Here is a 22,270-nt window from a genome sequence, read left to right on the forward strand (position 1 = left end):
TTGTTCGTGAGCTGCGAACCCTGTGCGGCCATCACGGCCGGGCTCGTGTAGTTTTCCGACGCGATCAGCTCGATGTGATCTTCCTGGCGGCGGTTTTCCTGCTCGATCGCTGCAAAGAGTTCGGGATCGACGTTCGCGATGGTGCTTTGGGCTCTGTCAAACATACGGTTTCCGTTAAGTGTGTACAGGTTGACCGGGGCGGCCGAGTACATTGCGCTGCTGGCGGAACCAGCTCGACGTGGCGGAAGAATCCGTATGACGCGAGACGGGACAGCCACCGGCGATGCACGCAACGGCGCACAACGGCTGCCCAGGCGAACGGCAAAAACGGCGCCCCGCGCTTCACGGTGGGATGCTCCACCTTGAACCCGAAGGGTTCTATCGCCAGTCACGCAGGGGTGATGAGCGCGTTAGTTTATTGGATGCGTCATGAATAGGCAACCGCGCGGCAGCGGCCCCGAAACAATAAGGGCCAGACTTTACGCACCCGTGCCGACGCGCTTTGGCGCCTTGCCGCGGTGCGGCAATCTCAGTAGGCTTGCGGGATACTATCCGCTACTTTGTTACCGACCAGGAGCAGCAATGATCGTGTTCGTCACAGGCGCGTCCGCCGGCTTCGGCGCCGCAATCGCCCGAGCCTTCGTCAACGGCGGCCATCGCGTCGTCGCAACCGCGCGCCGCAAGGATCGTCTCGATGCGCTCGCGGCCGAACTTGGCGAGGCACTGCTGCCGCTCGAGCTCGACGTGCGCGACCGCGCCGCAGTAGAAGCCGTGCCGGCCGCCCTTCCCGCCGAATTCGCGGCGCTCGACGTGCTCGTCAACAACGCCGGTCTCGCGCTCGGTGTCGAGCCGGCCCACAAGGCCAGCCTCGACGAGTGGCAAACCATGATCGATACGAACTGCTCGGGCCTCGTGACCGTCACGCACGCGTTGCTGCCCGGCATGATCGAGCGCGGCCGCGGCCATATCTTCAACCTCGGTTCGGTGGCCGGCACCTATCCGTATCCGGGCGGGAACGTATACGGCGCAACCAAGGCTTTCGTCAGACAATTCAGCCTGAACCTGCGCGCCGACCTGATCGGCACGCCGTTGCGCGTAACCGACATCGAGCCGGGCCTCTGCGGCGGCACGGAATTCTCGAACGTCCGCTTCCGCGGCGACGATGCGAAGGCGGCGAACGTCTACCAGAACGTCCAGCCGCTCACGGCCGAGGACATCGCCGACACGATCTACTGGATCGCGACGCGCCCCGCGCACGTCAACATCAACACGATCGAGATGATGCCGGTCGCCCAGGCTCCGGCCGGCCTCGCGATCCATCGCGGCTGACACGACGGGCGCAGCCGCGGGCCCGCCTCCGGCCGGCCCGCGGCATGCTGCGCCGTACTACATTCCGTTACGAATCGGTTACGAATCCGGCCTCGGCCTTCCGGTAAAATGCGCGCCATGACTCAGCCTACCCGCTCCCCGGACGCGCACTCCGGCTTCACCTGGCCGGTACGCGTGTACTACGAGGACACCGACGCAGGCGGCATCGTCTTCTATGCCAACTACCTGAAATTCTTCGAGCGCGCTCGCACCGAATGGCTGCGCGCGTGCGGCATCGACCAGCGTCGGCTCGCCGACGACACGGGCGCGATCTTCATCGTCCGCAGCACGTCGCTCGACTACCGCGCGCCGGCGCGACTCGACGACACGCTGACGATCACGAGCCGGCCCGGACGCATCGGCCGCGCCTCGGTGGAATTCACGCAGGAAGCATGGCGTGGCGACACGCTGCTCGTCGCCGGGCACATCCGCCTCGGCTGCGTCGAACAGATCGGCATCCGGCCCGCGGCGATCCCGCCGGTCGTGCTCGACGCGCTGCAACGCGGGCCCGTCATCGACGCCGGGCAGACTGCCGTACTGTCAACGAAGCTCGGATGAGCACCGTTTAGACAAGGCCCATGAACTTGCCTTCCTGAATCGATACTAAGCAAGGTTCGGCGCCAGGCCAGGCCGGCGCGCCGCGCCACACGCATACCGTGCGCCCTCGCCGGACACCCCCGAAGGGACGTTACTCAAACCTCTATGAACACTTCTCAAGACCTGTCGATCATTTCCCTCGTCCTCAACGCGAGCGTGCTGGCCCAGGCCGTGATGGGGCTGCTGTTGCTGCTGTCGCTGATGTCGTGGACCTTCATCTTCCGCAAGTGGTTCGCGATCCGCCGCGCACGCGCGCAGACCGAACGCTTCGAAAGGGATTTCTGGTCGGGCGGCGACCTGCAGGCGCTGTATCAGAGCGCGGCCAACAACCGTCACACGATCGGCGCGCTCGAGCGGATCTTCGAATCGGGGATGCGTGAATTCCTGAAGGCGAAGGAAAAGCGCATCAGCGACCCGGGCCTCGTGCTCGACGGGGCACGCCGCGCGATGCGCGCGTCGTTCCAGCGCGAAATGGACGTACTCGAAGCGAACCTCGCGTTCCTCGCGTCGGTCGGCTCGGTCAGCCCGTACATCGGCCTGTTCGGCACCGTCTGGGGGATCATGAACTCGTTCCGCGGCCTCGCGAACGTGCAGCAGGCGACGCTCGCGAACGTCGCACCGGGCATCGCCGAGGCGCTCGTCGCCACCGCGATCGGCCTGTTCGCCGCGATTCCGGCGGTGGTCGCGTACAACCGCTACGCGCACGACATCGACCGCCTCGCGATCCGCTTCGAGACCTTCATCGAAGAGTTCTCGAACATCCTGCAGCGCCAGGCCCAGTAAGGAGCACGCCATGGCAGGAAGCCCCATTCGATCCAGCATGCGCGGCGGCCGCTCGCGCCGCGCGATGGCCGACATCAACGTCGTGCCGTACATCGACGTGATGCTGGTGCTGCTCGTGATCTTCATGGTCACGGCACCGCTCGTCGCCCCGTCGATCATCAATCTGCCGACCGTCGGCAACGCAGCACCGCAGGAACAGACGCCCCCCGTCGTCGTCAACATCAAGGCCGACCGCACGATGAGCGTCAAGTACAAGAGCGACGCCGGCGCGACGCAGGAAGACACGATGACCAAGGCCGAGCTCGACAGCTTCATCTCGGCCCGGCAGGCTGACCATCCCGACCAGCCCGTCGTGATCGCGGCCGACAAGACCGTGCAGTACGATGCGGTCATGACCGTGATGTCGGACCTGAAGGCGCGCGGCGTCAAGCGCGTCGGCCTCCTCGTCAAATCGCAATGAACCGGCAGCAATCCACGCGCGGCAACGCCTACCCGTCTCAGCCCCCGCGCGAGCGCGGCACCTGGCGCGCGTTCGCGCTCGCCGCGCTGATGCACGTGCTGCTCGCGCTGTTCCTCTATCACGGCGTGCAATGGCAGAACAGCACGCCGGCCGGCTCCGAGGCCGAGCTGTGGACCGAGGTACCCGACGTGCCCGCGCCGCGGCCCGTCGTCACGTCCGCGCCGCCCGCGAAGCTCGCACCGCCCCCTCCCCCGGTCCGGGACGAGCAGGCGGACATCGCGCTGCAGCAGAAGAAACGGCAGCAGGAAGCGGCCGCGCGCGAAGCGCTGCTCGAGCAGCAGCGCCGCGCGCAGCAACTGAAGGCCCAGCAAGAGGAAACCCGGCGCGAGCAACTCGCGGCCCAGCAGGCTGCCGCGCTCGCCGCGCAGAAGGCCGCCGAGCGCGAACGGCAGAAGCAGGCGGACAAGCTCAAGCAACAACAGCTCGTGGAGCAGCAGAAGCTCGAACAACAGAAACTCCAGCAGCAGAAACAGCAGCAACAGAAGCAGGCGCAGCTGGAAGCGCAGCAGGCAGCGAAGGCCAGGGCCGACGCGGCCGCGAAGGCGAAGGCGGAAGCCCAGGCCAAGGCGAAGGCTGAAGCGACGGCGCGCGCGAAGGCCGACGCGGCAGCGAAGGCGAAGCTCGACCGTGAGCGCAACGCGCGCCTCGCGCAGATGCAGGGCATGTCCGGCGCCGGCGAAGGCGGCGGCGAGGGCCTCGCGAAAAGCGGCACCGGCACGGGCTCCGGCGGCAATGCCGCATCGCCCGGCTATCCCGACAAGGTGCGTCGCCGCGTGAAGCCGAACATCGTCTGGGGCGGCGAGCGCGCGGGTCTGACGACCGTCGTCGCGATCCGCTGCACGCCGTCGGGCGACGTGCTCAGTGTTTCGATCCGCCGTTCGAGCGGAAATTCGGGGTGGGATCAAGCCGTGGTCAATGCGATCCAGTCGTCGGTCCCATTGCCGCCCGATTCTAACGGTCGTACCCCGTCCGACATTACGATTACCTTCAAGGCGGCGGAGTGATCGCAAATGCGCTTACACTCCGTGCGTCGCTGCCGGACGGGAACGAATCGGGTATTTTTACTGTCTCTGCGGTTGCGCAGCGATCCAAGTCACATGGGAAGCAAGAAGCATGAGTTTGATGACGAAACTAGGTTTCAGGGCACTCGTGGCCTCGTGTCTGATTGCGGCCGGCGGCGCCGCTAACGCGCAGGTCAACGTGCTGATCACCGGCGTCGGTTCGACCCAGTTCCCCATCGCCACCGCGAACTTCGCGAACGAGGCAGGCCTGCCGCAGCAGGTCACGTCGATCGTCCGCTCCGACCTCGCCCGTAGCGGCAAATTCACCAACATCGACGCGGGCAGCACGCCCGTGCCCGAGACCGCATCGGTCGATCTCGGCGCATGGAAGGCCAAGGGCGCGAATGCGTTCGTCGCCGGCAGCGTGAACCGCGAAGCGAACGGCCAGTACAAGGTGAACTTCATCCTGTACGACACCGTGAAGCAGCAAAGCCTCGGCGGCCTGTCGCTGACGGCCACCGACACCACGCTGCGCACGGCCGGCCACAAGATCGCCGACTACATCTACCAGAAGCTGCTCGGCGTGCGCGGCGTGTTCGCCACGCGCCTGTCGTACGTGATCAAGACGGGTAACCGCTACCAGCTGCAGATCTCGGATTCGGACGGCCAGAACCCGCGCATCGCGCTGTCGAGCACCGAGCCGATCATCTCGCCGTCGTGGTCGCCGAGCGGCACGAAGGTCGCGTACGTGTCGTTCGAGCGCAAGAAGCCGATCGTCTACATCCATGACCTGCCGACCGGCCGCCGCTACATCGTCTCCGACCAGAAGGGCAACAACAGCGCGCCGGCGTGGTCGCCGGACAGCAACACGCTGGCCGTTGCCCTGTCGCTGACGGGCAATACGCAAATCTATACGGTCAATGCAACCGGTGGCGGTCTGCACCGGCTCACGCAGAGCAGCTCGATCGATACCGAGCCGTTCTACTCGCCGGACGGCCGCTGGATCTATTTCACGAGCGATCGCGGCGGCGCGCCGCAGATCTACCGGATGCCGGCGCAAGGCGAAAGCGCCGGCGCGGCACAACGCGTGACCTTCACCGGCAGCTACAACACCAGCCCGCGCATCAGCCCGGACGGCAAGCTGCTCGCCTACATCTCCCGCACGGGTGGGGGGTTCAAGCTGTACGTTCAGGATCTGCAATCCGGGGCGGCGAACGCCGTCACGAATACCAATCGCGACGAATCGCCGAGCTTCGCGGCAAACGGCCAGTACCTTCTCTACGCGACCCAGTCGGGTGGTCGTAACGTGCTGGCAGCAGTGCCCTCCGACGGCAGCGCGCCGCCGCAAATCCTGTCCGTCCAGGGCGGCTCCGTTCGTGAGCCGTCGTGGGGGCCCTTCATGCAATGACCACAAGGAGAGTAACCATGATGTCGAATAAAGCTCGTCTGGCCCTGGCCGTGATGATGATCAGTGCGCTCGCAGCGTGCAAGTCGGGTGTGAAGCTCGACGACAAGGCCAACGCGGGTGCGATGAGCACGCAGCCGAGCGCCGACAACGTCGCGCAAGTGAACGTCGATCCGCTGAACGATCCGAACAGCCCGCTCGCAAAGCGCAGCATCTACTTCGACTTCGACAGCTATTCGGTGAAGGACGAGTACCAGCCGCTGATGCAGCAACACGCTCAGTACCTGAAGAGCCATCCGCAGCGTCACGTGCTGATCCAGGGCAACACCGACGAGCGCGGCACGAGCGAGTACAACCTCGCGCTGGGCCAGAAGCGTGCGGAAGCTGTCCGCCGCGCGATGGCACTGCTCGGCGTGAACGACTCGCAGATGGAAGCCGTGAGCCTCGGCAAGGAAAAGCCGCAAGCAGCGGGTCACGACGAAGCATCGTGGGCGCAGAACCGTCGCGCCGATCTCGTCTACCAACAGTAAGTAACGGAAGAGTTGCCGTATGACGCACCGTGTATCCTGGCTGCGCATCGCCGCAGCGTTCTGCGTCGTCGGCGCGGCGTGGTCGGCCGCGCCGGCGCACGCCGGCATGTTCGACGACAACGAGGCGCGCCGCGCCGTGCTCGATCTGCGCAGCAAGAGCGACAACCTGTCCAGCCAGCTGTCGGCCGCCCAGCGTACGATCCTCGATCAATCCGGCCGTATCGACCAGCTGAACCAGCAGGTCGCGACGCTGCGCGGCGAGAACGAGGATCTGACGAACCGGCTGACGACGCTCGAGCGGCAGCAGAAGGAGTATTACCAGGATCTCGACACGCGGCTCAAGAAGTTCGAGCCGCAACAGGCGACGATCGATGGTGTCGAAGGCACCGTGCAGCCGGGTGAAACGGATGCGCTCAGCGCGGCGCAGCAGCAATTCCGCAACGGCAACTTCAAGGCGGCCGCGACCTCGTTCCGCAGCTTCATCGCGAAGTACCCGCAGAGCCCGTACCAGCCGACCGCGCAGTACTGGCTCGGCAATGCGCAATACGCGCTGCGCGACTACCGCGGCTCGACCGCGACGTGGCAAGCGATCGTGAGCAAGTATCCGCAGCATCCGCGTGCGGCCGACGCGCTCGTCGCGATCGGGACGAACCAGCTCGAGCAAGGCCAGAAGGCGGCCGCGAAGAAGACGTTCGAGCAGGTCGTGTCGCAGTACGCCGGATCGAACGCTGCGCAGACTGCGCAGGGCAAGATCGAGAGCATCAAATAAATTACCGTGTCGAATTGTTGACAGCCCTTCAATTCGCCGATATAATCTTTTGCTCTTTGGGTCGTTGAGCAAGTTGTCAGCGCAACGGACCAACCGGTTTCAAGAACGTGGGGTGGTAACTCAGTTGGTTAGAGTATCTGACTTTTAATCAGAGAGTCGAGGGTTCGAGTCCCTCCCACCCTACCAACTATCTTTGATAGTGCAATAAAAGCCTCCCGAGTGGAGGCTTTTTTGCGTCTGCTTCCCGCAGTATTGCGCTCGGCATCTCGATGATGCTCGCGCCGCTTTCGACGAAGTCGATCGAACGCGGAGCCGGCGCGTGTCATGCGACACAGGCGGCCCGCTCGGGCGCCCGCTTCGCGTGGCGTCACCGTCACTCCTGAACGGTCGGCGCGGAATCCGCGTCGGTGAAGCGCGGCTTGGCGCGCTGCATGTCACGCGTATTCTTCTGCACAGTCACCGCGCCGAACGAACAGCAACAGCGCGAACGACAAATCGCGTAGAAGCCCTTCTCGCTCGGTTGCAGCGTCGCATTGAAGAATGCCGACGACCAGCAGCGCGATCGCGATCAACAGCGCGACCCAGCCGTTGTGTCTTGTTCGAAATCGTTTTCATCGGAATACATTTCGCGCATGCTAGCCGCTTTGCCGCACCACACGACGATCGCGCTGTCGGTCTTACGTGCCCCGCTGCGCGCTCCGCCAGCGCCCCGGCGTCGTGCCGAGCACCGCGCGAAACGCCTTGCCGAACGCCGCCTCGGACTGATAGCCGACCGCCTGCCCGATCTCCGCCTGGCCGCGCTGCGTGTCCTGCAGCAGCGCGCATGCATGCATCATCCGGATCTGCGCGACGAACGCGCCGACGCTCATCCCGGCCTTCTCGCGGAAATGCCGCGCATAGGTCGCGCGCGACATCGCGGATGCCGCGCCGAGCGATTCGACCGTCCACGCTTGCGCCGGCGCCTGCAGCACGGCCTGGACCGACGGGCCGAGCCGCGCATCGGCAGCCAGCGCGAGCCAGCCGGCCGGCACGCGCGCATCGCGGCCGTACGCACGCAACGCGTAGGCGAGCAATGCCTGCCCCAGCGCATTCACGATCGCGCGCGCACCCGGCTGCGCGCTCGATGCCTCGGCACGCAGCACGCTCGTCAGCAGTTGCAGCGACGCGGGCCCCGACGCCGCGCGCAGCCCGACATGCAGCACCCGCGGTAACGTACGCATCAGCAATTCACCTGCGCCGCGCGCATAAATGAAGCGCCCGCAGAGCAGGTCGACGCTCGCATCGGCCGGATCCGCGGGATCGCGATTCGACTTGACCGGCAGCACCGCGCCGCCGGCCGCGCCCGGCTCGCGCAGCGACGCGACCGGCGGCCGCGCGCCGCCACCCCCGACATCGGACAAATCGTGCGCGTCGCCCGCCGGCAGCAGCACGAAGTCGCCGTCGGCCAGCCGCAGCGTGCGCCCGTCGGCCGTGCGCAGCCGGCACGTTCCGGACAGCAGCAGGTGAAACGCCGCCTCGCCGGGCGGCAACGGATCGTGCGGCATCGCGAACGGGCCGTCGAGCAGGCAGCGCACGTCGAGCTCGACATGGCTGCGGCCCAGCGACAACAGTTGACTCAACGCGTCCATGAGACGTTTGCGCTAAAAATTGACACTCTAGCGTATCGAAACCCTCAGCGCGAACGCTCAGAATAAGTCCTGCATCGCCCGAGATCGCGGCATCCGCCGCCTGATCCACCTCTTCTCGAAAGGACGCATCATGCTGAACTGGAACGAATACCGGAAGGAACTCACGACGCGCATCGGCGACATCGCGAAGCTCTCGCCCGACACGCTGGCCGGCTACAAGGCGCTGTCCGGCGCCGGCGCCAAGACAGGCCATCTCGACGCGAAGACGCGCGAACTGATCGCGCTCGCGGTGGCCGTCACGACGCGCTGCGACGGCTGTATCGCGGTGCACACGGCCGAAGCCGCGAAGCATGGCGCAACCAAGGAGGAAGTGGCCGAGGCGCTCGGCGTCGCGATCGCGCTGAATGCGGGCGCGGCGCTCGTCTATTCGGCCCGCGTGATGGACGCGCTCGGCGAGTGACGCGCACCTGAAGGGTGCGGCGCCCGCCGCATCCTTCGCGGACGATCGCCGGCGCAGCCGGCCAGCCGGCGGACGCGGCGCGGTCGCGTACGCCGGCGCCGCGAAGTCGGCTACCATGCGCGAGAAGATTCATCGCGAAGGAGCGCTCCATGTGCCGCTGGCTCGCCTATACGGGTAATCCGATCCATCTCGAGACCGTCCTGTTTCGCGCGAAGCATTCGCTGATCGACCAGAGCCTGCATTCGGAGCTGGGCGCCACGACCACCAACGGCGACGGGTTCGGCATCGGCTGGTACGGCCGCCCCGAGGAACTGCCGTTCCGCTATCGGTCCGTGCATCCCGCATGGAACGACCGCAACCTGCGCGAAGCCGCGCGCGCGATCCGCTCGCGGATGTTCATCGCACATATCCGCGCGGCAACCGACACGCCCGTCCAGGAAACCAACTGCCATCCGTTCCGCCACGGCCGCTGGCTGTTCGCGCACAACGGGCTGATTCGCGATTTCCACAAGCTGCGCCGCGACCTGACGATGAAGGTCGACCCGGCACTGTTCCCGACGATCGAAGGGACGACCGACTCCGAGCTGATGTTCCGTCTCGCGCTGACCTTCGGCCTGGAGCAGACGCCGCTGCCGGCGCTCGAACGGATGGTCGGCATGGTCGAGGAAACCGCCGCGCGATACCGCGTTGCCGAGCCGCTCAACATGACGATCTGCGCGACGGACGGTGAGCGGATCATCGCGGTGCGCTACTCGAGCGAACGGCAATCGCGCTCGCTGTTCCACAGCACGTCGTTCAAGCATCTGCACGAACTCTATCCGCACAACCCGCGCATCGCGGAAGCGGGCGACGACGCGTTCATGGTCGTGTCGGAGCCGCTCGTCGACTTGCGCGGCGCATGGGAGGAAGTGCCGGAAAGCATGGCGATCGTCGCGCAGGGGGCGGATGTGCAGCAGCGGCCGTTCAATCCGCGGCATAAGTAGGTTGAAGCTGCGTTTCAACTCCTGCCGCCACGGCGAAATGTGTCCGAATCAAACCGGATTTAGCGAATAAACTGACAGGCGTGCCAACGACCACGGCGCCACCAGCCGTGACGGCAAAGCAAAAACACGGCAATGCTAAATCACGATATAAAACGAGTGATTCGCACCGACTGAATCGAGCATGGTATAGTTACCGCCAATTTCAAGTATCGCAAAAACCATCACCGCATTCGACATCAACTCCCGCTTGCCGTTTCTTTGCTGCGGTTCGCGCAAATGTTTGCGCGAGATTGCATGTCTGATGAATTCCCCGCAAGAGCACGGGAAATCGTGATACCCCGTACGCAACCGGCACCGGCCGGGTCCCGCGGTATAGAGAATTAATAGTCTTTCAACGCAGACTGTCCGGTTGGCACATGCGTCGCCCCCGAGGAATATCCTAGAATATGCGTGCAATCCAGCCCGCCACGTCCGCCAGGCTCGCACGATTTCTTGATATTCTTCAACGCGCGTCAACCGAGGGCAGCGCGCGAACGAGAACAAGGCAGGATTCACTGCCATTAACGTAATGAGAGAGGCTACATGATATTGGTTACAGGTGGCGCCGGCTTTATCGGTGCCAACTTTGTGCTTGACTGGCTGCGTCAATCGGACGAATCGGTTCTGAACGTCGACAAATTGACCTATGCGGGCAATCTCGGAACGCTAAAATCGCTGCACGGAAACCCGAAGCACGTGTTCGCGCACGCCGATATCTGCGACCGTGCAGCACTCGACGCGCTGTTCGCGGAATACAAGCCTCGGGCGGTCCTGCATTTCGCTGCGGAAAGCCACGTCGATCGCTCGATTCACGGGCCGGCGGATTTTGTTCAGACCAATGTCGTCGGGACATTTACGCTGCTCGAAGCCGCGCGCCAGTACTGGAATACGCTGCCGGAGGCGGACAAGGCCGCATTCCGTTTTCTGCACGTTTCCACGGACGAGGTATTCGGTTCGCTGTCGCCTGCCGATCCGCAATTCTCCGAAACGACTCCGTACGCACCGAACAGCCCCTATTCGGCGACCAAGGCCGGTTCCGATCATCTCGTGCGCGCGTATCAGCATACGTACGGCCTGCCGACGCTGACCACGAACTGCTCGAACAACTATGGCCAGTACCAGTTCCCCGAGAAGCTCATTCCGCTGATGATCGCCAACGCGCTCGCCGGCAAGCCGCTGCCCGTGTATGGCGATGGCCAGAACGTACGAGACTGGCTGTATGTCGGCGACCACTGCAGTGCGATCCGCGAGGTACTCGCGCGCGGCCAGACCGGCGAAACGTACAACATCGGCGGGTGGAACGAGAAAACGAATCTCGAGGTCGTGCACACGCTGTGCGACCTGCTGGACGAACTGCGACCGAAATCGGCGGGCTCGTACCGCGACCAGATCACTTACGTGACCGACCGGCCGGGCCATGACCGACGCTACGCGATCGATGCGCGCAAGCTCGAGCGCGAACTCGGCTGGAAGCCCGCCGAAACGTTCGACACCGGTCTCGCGAAAACGGTGCGCTGGTATCTCGACCATCAGGAATGGGTCGACGAAGTCGCTTCGGGCGAGTACCGCAAGTGGGTCGCAACGAACTACGCGCACCGCGCGTAAGGGGAACGGACATGGCGCGCAAGGGCATCATTCTCGCCGGCGGTTCCGGCACACGGCTCTATCCGATCACGCATTCGGTCTCGAAGCAGTTGCTTCCTGTCTACGACAAGCCGATGATCTATTACCCGCTGTCGACGCTGATGGTAGCGGGCATTCGCGACGTGCTGATCATCTCGACGCCGCAGGACACCCCGCGCTTCGAAGCCATGCTCGGCGACGGTAGCCAGTGGGGGATGAACATCCGGTATGCGGTGCAGCCGTCACCGGACGGTCTTGCGCAGGCGTTCGTCATCGGCCGCGAATTCGTGGGCAACGACCCGTCGGCGCTTATCCTCGGCGACAACATCTTCTATGGTCACGACCTGGCCAAGCAGCTCGAGCACGCAGACGCGCAGGACGCGGGCGCAACGGTGTTCGCCTATCACGTACACGATCCGGAGCGTTACGGCGTCGTCGAGTTCGACCAGCACTTCCGTGCCGTATCGATCGAAGAGAAGCCGGCCAAGCCGCGTTCGCACTACGCCGTGACCGGCCTCTACTTCTACGACAACCGCGTGTGCGACATCGCCGCCGACATCGAGCCGTCGCCGCGCGGCGAACTCGAAATCACCGACGTCAATTCCCGCTATCTCGCCGACGGCGCGTTGAACGTCGAGATCATGGGCCGCGGCTATGCATGGCTCGACACCGGCACCCACGATTCGCTGATCGAGGCCGCCAGCTTCATCGCGACGCTGCAGAAGCGGCAAGGTCTGGTCGTCGCCTGCCCCGAGGAGATCGCGTACCGCAGGCACTGGATCGATGCCGAACAGGTACAGAAGCTCGCGCAGCCGCTGTCGAAAAACGGCTACGGCAAATATTTGCTGAACATTCTTACGGATCAGGTTGCATGGCCATCACGGTAACTGCTACGGCGCTCCCCGAAGTCAAGATCGTCGAGCCGAAAGTATTCGGCGACGCGCGTGGCTATTTCTACGAGAGCTTCAACGGGCGCGAATTCGCGGCGCTCGTCGAGGCCGACGTCGAGTTCGTCCAGGACAACCACTCGCGTTCCGCGAAGGGTGTGCTGCGCGGGCTCCACTACCAGATCGAGCACGCGCAGGGCAAGCTCGTGCGCGTGGTCGAAGGTGAGGTGTTCGACGTCGCAGTCGACATCCGGCGCAGTTCGCCGAATTTCGGCAAATGGGTCGGTGTGACGCTGTCGGCCGACAACCATCGCCAGCTGTGGGTGCCGCCCGGCTTCGCGCACGGCTTCGTGGTGCTGTCGGAGTCCGCACAATTCCTCTACAAAACCACCGACTACTGGTTCCCGGAGCACGAGCGCAGCCTGCTGTGGAACGATCCGGAGATCGGCATCGAATGGCCGCTCGACGGCGAACCGCTGCTGGCCGCGAAAGACGCGGCGGGCAAGCGGCTCGCCGAAGCCGAGTGCTTCCAGTGAGGGCCGCCGTGCAAACGCCCGAACCGCGAACCATCCTGCTCACCGGAATCAACGGCCAGGTGGGATTCGAGCTGGCGCGCACGCTGCAAGGGCTCGGTAACGTGGTCGCGCTCGACCGCAACCGGCTCGACCTGTCGCGCCTCGACCAGGTGCGCGAGGTCGTGCGTGAAGTGAAGCCCGACCTGATCGTGAATCCGGCCGCGTACACGGCGGTGGATCAGGCGCAGACCGACGTCGCGCTTGCCACGCGCCTGAACGCCGAGGCGCCCGCGGTGCTGGCCGAAGAGGCGAAGCGCATCGGCGCGGCGCTGATTCACTACTCGACCGATTACGTCTTTGCCGGGACGAAGGACGGCCCGTACGTCGAGGACGATCCCGTCGATCCGCAAAACGTCTATGGCAAGACCAAGCTCGCGGGCGAACAGGCGATCGCGGCCGCCGGCTGCGCGCATCTGATCTTCCGCACGAGCTGGGTGTACGGCGCGCGCGGCAAGAACTTTCTGCTGACGATGCTGCGCCTGGGCGCCGAGCGCGACGAACTGAAGATCGTCGCGGACCAGATCGGTGCACCGACCTGGTCGAACACGATCGCAACGCTGACCGCCCATGTCGTCGCACAGGCCGCCGCCACCGGCGCGGCCGGTCGGGAAGCATGGTGGAACGCGCATTCAGGCATCTATCACCTGTGCGCGGCGGGTTCGACTTCGTGGCACGGCTTCGCCGAGGCGATTTTCCGTCTCTCGAATCTACCAAGGAAGCCTGCGGTCATGCCGATTCCCGCCAGCGCCTATCCGACACCCGCCAGCCGCCCGGCCAATTCGCGGATGTCGAACGAGAAACTGGCCGAGCACTTCGGCGTGCGCGCGCCGCATTGGGAAGCTGCGCTCGAGCTGTGCATGAAGGGGATGTAACGCCAGCCGCCGCCGTGCTTCCAGAAGCGCGGCGGCAATCTTATTCCCGCCGTCATGCAACCGGCGGCCTGAAGGCGGTTAAAACATACTAGTTCTTGTCAAGCCATTACCCCTTCTTTCCTGCTGAACACCGCCTCGAAATACGCGGACCCGTGCGGTACTTTAAATCCTCATACATGATTCCGATACACCGAAAAATACTTCGGAGCAAGAGATGAAAACGCCCGTTTGCAGTATCACCGCCATCTCGGAAAAGCAAATATTACTGGCGTAACATTGCCTTCATCCCGTCGAGCACGTCTGCGCCCCACTTGCAGACAATCAGTAAGGTTGTGAGCAAAACATAACGTCCTGCGAATCAGTGTCGGCAAACGGAAACCCCGGTCTGTCAAGGTCGCGCACCGGACCAGGATTCGCGGACAATAAGAGCGAATTTACGTTTCAGCCAGCTTTCGGGATAAAATCGCGGGTCGCGCCCATGTCCCAAGGCTGGCGGACACGGCAATTCCTACTCCCATACGCGTACATCCGGGCCATCTCGCAACTCCACGCATTAACAGGGAAACACACAGTCAGCCAGTCACAAAGAAAAGAAGCTCATGAGCAAACGCGTCGCTTTAGTCGGATTGGCATTTCGATTTCCGGGAACAGATAGTCGTCACTACTGGAGCGATCTGCTCAACGGCAAGGACTGCGTGACCGAAGTCGAGGCTGCCAGATGGTCAAAGGATGCGTACCTGCATCCGGCCAAGGAACATCCGGGCACCGCGTACACATTCGCTGCCGGTTCGATCGGCGATGTCTCGGGCTTCGACGCCGACTTCTTCGGGATCTCGCCGCGCGAAGCCGCGCTGATGGATCCTCAGCAACGGCTGTTGCTGGAACTCTGCTGGGAAAGCATCGAAAACGCCGGCGTCAAACCGTCGTCGCTGCGCGGCAGCGATTGCGGCGTCTTCGTCGGCATCGCCAGCGCCGACTACTCGTACCGGATGGCCGACGATCTCGCCACGGTCGACGCGTCGATGGCGACCGGCAACACCGCCAGCATCGCCGCCAACCGCCTGTCTTACGTCTTCGACCTGCGCGGCCCGAGCCTCGCCATCGATACCGCGTGCTCGTCGGCGATGGTGGCGTTTCACCTCGCGTGCCGCGCGATCGTCAACGGCGAAATCAGTCACGCGATCGCGGGCGGCGTCAGCTTGCACCTGCATCCTTATGGTTTCATCACCTTCTCGAAGGCATCGATGCTGTCGCCGAACGGGCGCTGCAAGGTCTTCGACGCGTCGGGCGACGGTTACGTGCGCTCGGAAGGCGGCGGCCTGTTCCTGCTGAAGGACTACGACCAGGCGGTGGCCGATGGCGATCGGATCCTCGCCGTCGTGGCGGGTACCGCGGTCAACACCGACGGCCGCAAGTCAGGCCTCACCGTGCCGAGCGTCGACGCGCAGACCGCGCTGATGCGCCGGGCCTACGAAGAGGCGGGCATTCCGCCTGAAGCCATCGATTACCTGGAAGCGCACGGCACCGGAACGCCGGTGGGCGATCCGATCGAAACCCGTGCGATCGGGCAGGCGCTCGGCCAGCAACGCCCCACCGACGCGCCGTTGCCGATCGGTTCGGTCAAGAGCAACCTTGGCCACCTCGAAGCAGCATCGGGCGTCGCTGGGCTGGTCAAGGCCATCTACAGCCTGCGGCATCGCGTGGTGCCGGCCACGATCGGCATCCAGGAATTCAACCCGAACATCCGCTTCGACGACTGGAACATCGCGGTCGTGACCAAGCCGCATCCGCTGCGCGAGACCGGCACGCTGACCATCGGCGTGAACTCATTCGGTTTCGGCGGCGCGAACGCGCACGTGATCCTGCAGACGCCGACGCAAACCGGCCGTGCTGCCCATGCGCTGCCGAACCCGCCGGCCGCCGTGCCGATGATCGTGAGCGGCCGCAGCGCGGAAGCACTGCAGGCCAATGCCCGCAAGCTCGCCGACACGCTGCGCGGCCCGTGGGCGCCGGCGCTGTACGACGTCGCCTATGAAGCCGCGCTGCGCCGCGACTGGCACGACAAGCGTGCTGTCGTATTCGGCACCGACAACGACAGCGTAGCGGAACTGCTCGACCAGATCGGCGCGGACGAAGCATCAAACCCGGCCGTACACAACGGTGTGGCCGTGCGGGACGCGCAGGGCCCGGTATTCGTCTATTCCGGCAACGGTTCGCAATGGGCCGGCATGGGCGGCAAGCTGCTCACGCATCCCGTGTTCGCCGAGTCGGTGGCCGAGATCGACCGCCTGTTCACCGGGCTCGCCGGCTGGTCACTCAAGGAGCTGTTCGAGCGCGAAGCACAGGGCGGTGTCTATGAGCGCACCGAAGTCGCGCAACCCGCCCTCTTCGCCATCCAGGTCGGCATCACGCGCATGCTCGCGGCGCAAGGCGTGCAGCCTGCCGCCGTCACCGGCCACAGCGTCGGCGAAGTCGCTGCCGCCTGGGCGTGCGGTGCGCTCACGCTGGCCGATGCGATCACGGTGATCTACCACCGCAGCCAGCAGCAAGGGCGCACGAAGGGCCAGGGACGCATGGCGGCAGTCGGCATGGACGGCCTCGCCGCCGCCGCGCTGCTGGACGAACTCGGCCTTCGGCACACGCTATGCGTCGCCGGCTACAACAGCATCAAGGGCGCGACGCTCGCGGGCGCCGTGGACTCGCTGGAACAGGTCGGCCACGTGCTGGCCGAGCGGCGTGTCTTCTACAAGCACCTCGATCTCGATTACGCGTTCCACAGCAGCGCAATGGATCCGATCGAAGCCCCCCTCAAACAGGCGCTCGCGCATATCCGTCCACAACGCGGCAACGTGCCGTTCTTCTCGACCGTGGCCGGCGCGCTGCTCGACGGCGCGGCGCTCGACGCCGATTACTGGTGGCGCAACATCCGCGTGCCGGTACGCTTCGAGCAGGCACTCGACAGCCTCGTCGCGCAAGGCAGCAACGTGCTGATCGAAGTCGGCCCCGCGCCGGTGCTGCGCAGCTACGTCAACGAGATGCTCAAGCATCACGGCAAGACCGGGCACTGCATCCCGACCGGCCGTCGCAACGACGACGCGCCAGAGCGCGTGCAAGCCGCCGTTGCCCAGACTCTCATCAGCGGCGCGCCGGTCGACTGGGCCCACTTCTTCCCGATCGGTGCGGCACGCACCGAACTGCCGTCGTACGCATGGCAGCGCGAGCGCTACTGGCACCCCGTCACGACCGAATCGCTGAACCAGCTCGGGCGCCGCCGCGTGCATCGGCTGCTCGGCTACAAGATGGGCCAGCAGACGCAGCCGGCGTGGGAAAACCAGCTCGATACGCAGCTCGAGCCGTGGCTGGCCGATCACGTCGTCGGCCACGCGACCGTGTTCCCGGGCTCCGGCTTCGCGGAAATCGCGCTCGCCGCCGCGCTGCAATGGCACCCCGGCGACAACGCGGACATCGAGGAGCTCGAAATTCATGCGCCGCTGCTGCTGTCCGCCGCCCCGAGCAAGATCACACGACTGTCGCTCGACGACAGCGACGGCCGCTTCCGGCTGCGCAGCAAGCAGGTCGGCGGCACCGACCCGTGGACCGTACACGCGAGCGGCCGCCTGCTGTCGGGCGCGAATCCGCAGCAGTTGGCCGAAACCGCGCCCGCGCTGCCCGCGCGCGAGCCCGACTTCACGGGCGCGACGCACCTCGCGCTGACGCGCGCGGCCGAACTGGACTACGGCCCGGCCTTCCAGGCGGTGTCGCACGGCTGGCTCGAATCGCCGCGCGACGTGGTGGCCGTGCTGCACGCGCCGCAAGCGCTCGCCGAGAGCCTGCCGCACAGCCTGCTGCACCCGGCGCTGCTCGACTGCACGTTCCAGCTCATCATCCAGATGCTGAAGGACGATCCGTCGCTCGGCCAGGGTGTCGCGTTCGTGCCGACCCGCATCGGCCGGCTGCGCTGGCGCGCGGGTCTCGGCACGCCGCATCGGGTGCGTGCGCGCCTGTTGAAGCGCGCGCCGCATTCGCTCACCGCCGAGTTCGCGCTGTTCGACGAACAAGGACAGCAGATCGCGTCCATCAGCGAAGCGCGCTTCCGTAGCGTGCGGCTGTCGAAGGCGCAAGCCGAGCCGCTCGCGTTCCTCGACTACGCCGCGATTCCGAGCCCGCATCCGCAAAGCCCGCAACAGGCGAGCCCCGCGCTGCGACGCAATGCGCTGCAGCCTGCGCTGCGCGCGATGGTCCGCGCCATCGTGACGGACGGCCTGCTCGAACGCTATGCGCAGGAAGTCGATCCGCTGCTGGAAACGCTGTGCGACCGCTACGCCACCGAGGCACTGCTGACGTTGTCGACGAATGGCAACCTCGACGCAAGCGCGCTCACCGCCTGTCGCGATGCCGCACCGCATGCGGCACCGCTGCTCGACTGGCTGCTCGGCCGCAACGCGCGCCGACTTCCCGATTCGCAGGACTGGCAGATCGACGCGTCGCAGGATGACGGCGCAAGCACGGCCGACATCTGGAACAGCCTGCTGCGCGAATACCCCGACTACTTCACGCTGGTGCACGCGACCGGCCGCATCGGTCTGCACCTGCCGGCGTTGCTGAGCGGCGAAACCGAGTGGGCGAACATCTGCCCGCGCGACATCTCGCCCGTCGAACTGGCGCACTACGTGCTCGGCGACACGGCAACCCGGCGGCTGTCCGACACGCTGGGCGCCCATCTCGAGAAAGCACTGCTTGCCCGCGCGCCCGACCAGCGCATCGGCATTCTGGAAATCGGCGCCGGCGCATCGCGCGTCGCAGCCGACCTGTGCCGCCGCCTGGATTTCGCCGTCGCCGACTTCGGCTACGCAAGCACCGAGGACGCGGCGCTCGAACAGGCGGAACGCCTGCGCGAGCACTGCCCCGAGCTGTCGGTCCAGCGGATCGACGCAAGCGCGGCGAGCACGAGCCGCGACGCCGACCTGATCATCTTCCATTGCGACTTCGGCAGCCTGGAAGCCGCGCAGCAGGCGCTGCAATATGGCGCGAACCGCCTGAAGCCCGGCGGCACGCTGCTGCTGTGGGGCACGCAACCCGCCGCGTGGATGGACTTCATCTTCGGCGGCAACGCCGCTTGGTGGACCAAGCGCGCCGACGGCACGTCCGGCACCCCGCAACGCACCGCGGCCTACTGGCAAACCGAACTGGCCCAGTTCGGCCTCGACTGCGACGAACCGTTGGACCTCGCGCCGGAAAGCGCGTCCGGCCCCTATCTGCTCGCTGCCGGCCTGCCGGTAGAAGCGCCCGCCGTCGCGCAGCCGCAGCTGCCGCAAGGCGGCTGGCTGATTCTCGCCGACGCGCACACGGCAGGCGAATCCGGCGCCGCACGCAAGCTGGCCGACTATCTGTCGAACCGCCGCCGCTTGCCGGTGCGCGTGGAGACGGACGTCGCGCCCGAACAGCTGGATGCGCTGCTCCAGCGCGCACACGCCGAGCTCGGCGACATCCGCGGCATTGTGCATCTTGCTGGCCTCGCCTGCGGCGCCAACCTGGACACCGGCGATCCGCAACGCCTGCTGCTGGCTCAGGTGCAGCGCTGCTCGCTGGCCGCCGGGCTCGCGTCGGCCAGCGAGCGCGCCTGCCTGAAGACCACGCTGTGGCTGCTGACCGCCGGCGCCGCGCCGTTCCTGCCTGCCGCGCATACCGACGGATATGCAACGCTGAACGACGCTTCGCTGTGGCTCTACGGCCGCACGATGATCAACGAGGCCGCCGGCTTCGACGTGCGTCTCGTCGACCTGCCGCAGGCCGCCCCGTTGCCACTGGAAGCGCTCGCACGCGAACTGCTGTGGCCGGACGGCGAACAGGAAGTGGCGCTGGGTGCGTCAGGCGAGCGTTACGCGCCACGCCTGCGCAAGAACCCACGCCCGCATCCCGAAGCGCCGGCGATGCCCGCATCCGCCACGGACACAGCGCTGCGCCTCGGCTTCGAGGTACCGGGCCAGCTGCGCAACCTGCGCTGGGAAGCCCATACGCTGCCCGACATGCGCGAGGACGAGCTGCAAATCCGCGTCGAGGCCACCGGCCTGAATTTCCGTGACGTGATGTACACGCTCGGCCTGTTGTCCGACGAAGCGATCGAAAACGGCTTTGCCGGCCCGACGCTGGGCCTCGAGTTCTCCGGCGTCGTCGAGCGCGTGGGCCGCAAGGTCACCGGATACAAGCCGGGCGACGCCGTGGTCGGCTTCGGGCCGGCCAGCTTCGGCAACGTCGTCGTGACGCAGTCGAGCGCGCTGTCGCACATTCCGCGCAGCCTGTCGTTCGAGGCCGCGGCCACCATCCCGAGCACGTTCTTCACCGTCTACTACGCGTTCCATCACCTGGCCCGGCTCGAGCCCGGCGAACGCGTGCTGATCCATGGCGCCGCCGGCGGTGTCGGCATCGCGGCCATCCAGTTCGCACAATGGATCGGCGCGGAGATTCACGCGAGCGCCGGCTCGGACGAAAAACGCGATTTCCTGCGCCTGATGGGCGTGAAGCACATCTACGATTCGCGCTCGCTCGACTTCGCCGACGAAATCCTCGCGGCCACCGATGGCGAAGGCGTCGACGTCGTGCTCAATTCGCTCGCGGGCGAAGCCATCAACCGCAACCTGCGCGCGCTGAAGCCGTTCGGCCGGTTCCTGGAACTCGGCAAACGCGACTTCTACGAGAACACGCGCATCGGGTTGCGCCCGTTCCGGAACAACATCAGCTACTTCGGCATCGACGCCGACCAGTTGATGTCGAAGCGACCCGACCTGACCCGGCGCCTGTACGGCGAGATGATGGCGCTGTTCGAGGAAGGCGTGCTGCGCCCGCTGCCGTATCACGCGTTCGACGCGAACGACATCGTCGATGCGTTCCGCCACATGCAGCAGGCGCGCCAGATCGGCAAGATCGTCATCACCTATCGTCGCGGCTTGCACGCCAGCGCCCCGGCGCAAGCGGCCGTGGCCGACGGCGAACTGCAGTTGCGCGGCGACGCCAGCTACCTCGTCACCGGCGGCCTCTCCGGGTTCGGCCTGCGCACCGCGCAATGGCTCGCCGACAAGGGCGCACGCCATCTGGTGCTCGTGAGCCGCAGCGGCCCGGCGTCGGAAGAGGCTCAGGAAGCGATCGCCGCGCTGCGCGAACGCGGCGTCGCCGTGCATGCCGCGCCGTGCGACGTGACCGACCGCGCGGCGCTCGCCGCACTGCTCGCGCACGTGGATGCGCAGATGCCGCCGCTGCGCGGGATCGTGCATGCCGCGATGGTCATCGACGACGGTCTCGTGCGTGGCGCAACCGCCGCACAGATCGAACGCGTGATGGCGCCCAAAATCATCGGCGCGCTGCACCTCGACGAGCTGACCCGCGCGCTGCCGCTGGACTTTTTCGTGTTCCATTCGTCGGGCACCACGCTGTTCGGCAACCCCGGCCAATCGAACTATGTGGCCGCAAACGGCTGGCTCGAAGCGCTCGCCCGCCACCGGCGCGCGCGCGGCCTGCCCGCCACGAGCCCGCGCTGGGGCGCGATTGCCGATGCGGGCTTCCTCGCGCGCAACCAGAAGGTCAAAGACGCGCTGCAAAACCGCATGGGCGGCAGCGCGCTTCCCGCCGCGACGGCACTCGACGCACTGGAGGACATGCTGCTCGCCAACACCGGCGACCTCGGCGTGCTCGAACTCGACTGGCGCTCGCTCGCCCGCTTCCTGCCCAGCGCGCAGACGCCCAAGTTCGCGTGGGTGGCGCGCGATGCGGCCACCTCGCACCAGGACGAAGACGGCAGCGACGACGTCGCCGAATTGCTGGCCACGCTGAACGACGAGGAACTTCACCCGGCGGTGGTCGACATGATCAAGCACGAGGTGAGCGAGATCCTGCGTGTGCCGGCCGACAAGATCGACCCCGACCGCTCCGTCTACGACATGGGGCTTGACTCGCTGATGGGTGTGGAACTGGTGGTGGCGCTCGAAAGCCGTTTCGGCGTCCGGCTGCCGGTCATGGCGCTATCCGAGAGCCCTACCCTGACCAAGCTGGCGACGCGACTGATCGAGGTGCTGCGCGGCGACGAGCCGGCCGAGCCCGACACCGTCGCCCAGCAGGTGGCCCACGTGGTGGCCCAGCACACCGAGGATGTTTCCAGCGAAGCGATTGCCGAATTCACCGACGAAATCAAGGCCGCACAAGAAGCGGGCCACAAGCCGCAACGCATGATCCGATAGGC

Annotated in this window: 17 protein-coding genes, 1 tRNA gene, 1 pseudogene and 1 riboswitch; of the genes and pseudogenes, 16 read left to right on the forward strand and 3 right to left on the reverse strand. The window is 65.8% G+C overall.

Translation table 11 applies throughout. The features are described 5' to 3' along the window. Positions 1 to 164, reverse strand: a pseudogene (gene glyA, locus DID98_RS18350) (serine hydroxymethyltransferase); the annotation flags it as partial. 137 nt (positions 165 to 301) lie between these two features. Then, positions 302 to 402: riboswitch (ZMP/ZTP riboswitch) on the reverse strand. Positions 403 to 582: 180 nt separating this feature from the next. Between glyA and DID98_RS18360 the strand changes: the two are divergent. The 9 genes from DID98_RS18360 (at position 583) to DID98_RS18400 (ending at position 7,159) form a co-directional block, all read left to right on the forward strand. After that, positions 583 to 1,329: an SDR family NAD(P)-dependent oxidoreductase gene (locus tag DID98_RS18360; protein WP_124551582.1), complete on the forward strand. Its 747-nt coding sequence runs from the start codon at positions 583 to 585 to the stop codon at positions 1,327 to 1,329. Between the two features lie 108 nt (positions 1,330 to 1,437). Next, positions 1,438 to 1,926 (forward strand): tol-pal system-associated acyl-CoA thioesterase, encoded by a 489-nt coding sequence (gene ybgC, locus DID98_RS18365; RefSeq protein ID WP_044844093.1) that lies wholly within the window; start codon positions 1,438 to 1,440, stop codon positions 1,924 to 1,926. A gap of 144 nt (positions 1,927 to 2,070) precedes the next feature. Then, entirely contained in the window at positions 2,071 to 2,748 is a 678-nt protein-coding gene (gene tolQ, locus DID98_RS18370) for a protein TolQ (protein ID WP_010091489.1), read from the forward strand. Between the two features lie 10 nt (positions 2,749 to 2,758). Beyond that, positions 2,759 to 3,208: a protein TolR gene (gene tolR / locus DID98_RS18375; RefSeq protein WP_124487921.1), complete on the forward strand. Its 450-nt coding sequence runs from the start codon at positions 2,759 to 2,761 to the stop codon at positions 3,206 to 3,208. Further along, complete coding sequence (tolA, locus tag DID98_RS18380) at positions 3,205 to 4,272, forward strand: cell envelope integrity protein TolA (RefSeq protein WP_124571164.1); 1,068 nt, start codon at positions 3,205 to 3,207, stop codon at positions 4,270 to 4,272. The genes tolR and tolA overlap by 4 nt, the downstream gene beginning before the upstream one ends. 109 nt (positions 4,273 to 4,381) lie before the next feature. Further along, the gene (tolB, locus tag DID98_RS18385) at positions 4,382 to 5,677 is read left to right on the forward strand and encodes a Tol-Pal system beta propeller repeat protein TolB (RefSeq protein WP_044844090.1); all 1,296 of its coding nucleotides are present in this window, start codon (positions 4,382 to 4,384) and stop codon (positions 5,675 to 5,677) included. Between the two features lie 17 nt (positions 5,678 to 5,694). Further along, entirely contained in the window at positions 5,695 to 6,204 is a 510-nt protein-coding gene (gene pal / locus DID98_RS18390) for a peptidoglycan-associated lipoprotein Pal (protein ID WP_044844089.1), read from the forward strand. 19 nt (positions 6,205 to 6,223) lie between these two features. Continuing rightward, positions 6,224 to 6,973: a tol-pal system protein YbgF gene (gene ybgF, locus DID98_RS18395; protein ID WP_124571165.1), complete on the forward strand. Its 750-nt coding sequence runs from the start codon at positions 6,224 to 6,226 to the stop codon at positions 6,971 to 6,973. 109 nt (positions 6,974 to 7,082) lie between these two features. Next, a tRNA-Lys gene (locus tag DID98_RS18400) sits at positions 7,083 to 7,159 on the forward strand. 187 nt (positions 7,160 to 7,346) lie between these two features. Here DID98_RS18400 and DID98_RS36315 read toward each other — a convergent pair. Continuing rightward, a complete protein-coding gene (locus DID98_RS36315; RefSeq protein WP_311767935.1) occupies positions 7,347 to 7,499 on the reverse strand; it encodes a hypothetical protein in 153 nt (50 codons plus the stop codon). A gap of 151 nt (positions 7,500 to 7,650) precedes the next feature. Then, complete coding sequence (locus tag DID98_RS18410; RefSeq protein WP_124571166.1) at positions 7,651 to 8,601, reverse strand: AraC family transcriptional regulator; 951 nt, start codon at positions 8,599 to 8,601, stop codon at positions 7,651 to 7,653. A gap of 130 nt (positions 8,602 to 8,731) precedes the next feature. On the opposite strand from DID98_RS18410, the gene DID98_RS18415 reads away from it, so the two are divergent. From DID98_RS18415 to DID98_RS18445, 7 genes are all read left to right on the forward strand, one after another. After that, complete coding sequence (locus DID98_RS18415) at positions 8,732 to 9,061, forward strand: carboxymuconolactone decarboxylase family protein (RefSeq protein ID WP_044844086.1); 330 nt, start codon at positions 8,732 to 8,734, stop codon at positions 9,059 to 9,061. A gap of 149 nt (positions 9,062 to 9,210) precedes the next feature. Then, the gene (locus DID98_RS18420) at positions 9,211 to 10,044 is read left to right on the forward strand and encodes a class II glutamine amidotransferase (RefSeq protein WP_044844085.1); all 834 of its coding nucleotides are present in this window, start codon (positions 9,211 to 9,213) and stop codon (positions 10,042 to 10,044) included. Positions 10,045 to 10,626: 582 nt separating this feature from the next. Further along, complete coding sequence (gene rfbB / locus DID98_RS18425) at positions 10,627 to 11,688, forward strand: dTDP-glucose 4,6-dehydratase (protein ID WP_124571167.1); 1,062 nt, start codon at positions 10,627 to 10,629, stop codon at positions 11,686 to 11,688. Positions 11,689 to 11,699: 11 nt separating this feature from the next. After that, on the forward strand, positions 11,700 to 12,593 hold the full coding sequence (gene rfbA, locus DID98_RS18430) for a glucose-1-phosphate thymidylyltransferase RfbA (RefSeq protein WP_044844083.1): 894 nt from the start codon (positions 11,700 to 11,702) through the stop codon (positions 12,591 to 12,593). After that, on the forward strand, positions 12,578 to 13,129 hold the full coding sequence (gene rfbC / locus DID98_RS18435) for a dTDP-4-dehydrorhamnose 3,5-epimerase (protein ID WP_044844082.1): 552 nt from the start codon (positions 12,578 to 12,580) through the stop codon (positions 13,127 to 13,129). Before rfbA ends, rfbC begins: the two co-directional genes overlap by 16 nt. Before the next feature lie 8 nt (positions 13,130 to 13,137). Next, positions 13,138 to 14,040 carry a dTDP-4-dehydrorhamnose reductase gene (gene rfbD, locus DID98_RS18440; protein ID WP_124571168.1) on the forward strand — a complete coding sequence of 301 codons (903 nt, stop codon included), beginning with the start codon at positions 13,138 to 13,140 and terminating at the stop codon, positions 14,038 to 14,040. Between the two features lie 599 nt (positions 14,041 to 14,639). Next, the gene (locus DID98_RS18445; RefSeq protein ID WP_124571169.1) at positions 14,640 to 22,268 is read left to right on the forward strand and encodes a type I polyketide synthase; all 7,629 of its coding nucleotides are present in this window, start codon (positions 14,640 to 14,642) and stop codon (positions 22,266 to 22,268) included. The last annotated feature ends 2 nt before the right edge of the window (positions 22,269 to 22,270 follow it).

The organism is Burkholderia sp. Bp8984, from assembly GCF_003853755.1.
Lineage (GTDB): Bacteria > Pseudomonadota > Gammaproteobacteria > Burkholderiales > Burkholderiaceae > Burkholderia.

What these genes read in the sequence shown, in the direction of transcription:
- DID98_RS18420 (WP_044844085.1), top strand. Translation starts at nt 9,211, where the DNA reads ATGTGCCGCTGGCTCGCCTATACGGGTAATCCGATCCATCTCGAGACC.
- ybgC (WP_044844093.1), top strand. Translation starts at nt 1,438, where the DNA reads ATGCGCGCCATGACTCAGCCTACCCGCTCCCCGGACGCGCACTCCGGC.
- DID98_RS18415 (WP_044844086.1), top strand. Translation starts at nt 8,732, where the DNA reads ATGCTGAACTGGAACGAATACCGGAAGGAACTCACGACGCGCATCGGC.
- ybgF (WP_124571165.1), top strand. Translation starts at nt 6,224, where the DNA reads ATGACGCACCGTGTATCCTGGCTGCGCATCGCCGCAGCGTTCTGCGTC.
- DID98_RS18445 (WP_124571169.1), top strand. Translation starts at nt 14,640, where the DNA reads ATGAGCAAACGCGTCGCTTTAGTCGGATTGGCATTTCGATTTCCGGGA.
- pal (WP_044844089.1), top strand. Translation starts at nt 5,695, where the DNA reads ATGATGTCGAATAAAGCTCGTCTGGCCCTGGCCGTGATGATGATCAGT.
- tolB (WP_044844090.1), top strand. Translation starts at nt 4,382, where the DNA reads ATGAGTTTGATGACGAAACTAGGTTTCAGGGCACTCGTGGCCTCGTGT.
- rfbA (WP_044844083.1), top strand. Translation starts at nt 11,700, where the DNA reads ATGGCGCGCAAGGGCATCATTCTCGCCGGCGGTTCCGGCACACGGCTC.
- tolQ (WP_010091489.1), top strand. Translation starts at nt 2,071, where the DNA reads ATGAACACTTCTCAAGACCTGTCGATCATTTCCCTCGTCCTCAACGCG.
- DID98_RS18410 (WP_124571166.1), bottom strand. Translation starts at nt 8,601, where the DNA reads ATGGACGCGTTGAGTCAACTGTTGTCGCTGGGCCGCAGCCATGTCGAG.
- rfbB (WP_124571167.1), top strand. Translation starts at nt 10,627, where the DNA reads ATGATATTGGTTACAGGTGGCGCCGGCTTTATCGGTGCCAACTTTGTG.
- tolR (WP_124487921.1), top strand. Translation starts at nt 2,759, where the DNA reads ATGGCAGGAAGCCCCATTCGATCCAGCATGCGCGGCGGCCGCTCGCGC.
- tolA (WP_124571164.1), top strand. Translation starts at nt 3,205, where the DNA reads ATGAACCGGCAGCAATCCACGCGCGGCAACGCCTACCCGTCTCAGCCC.
- rfbC (WP_044844082.1), top strand. Translation starts at nt 12,578, where the DNA reads ATGGCCATCACGGTAACTGCTACGGCGCTCCCCGAAGTCAAGATCGTC.
- DID98_RS18360 (WP_124551582.1), top strand. Translation starts at nt 583, where the DNA reads ATGATCGTGTTCGTCACAGGCGCGTCCGCCGGCTTCGGCGCCGCAATC.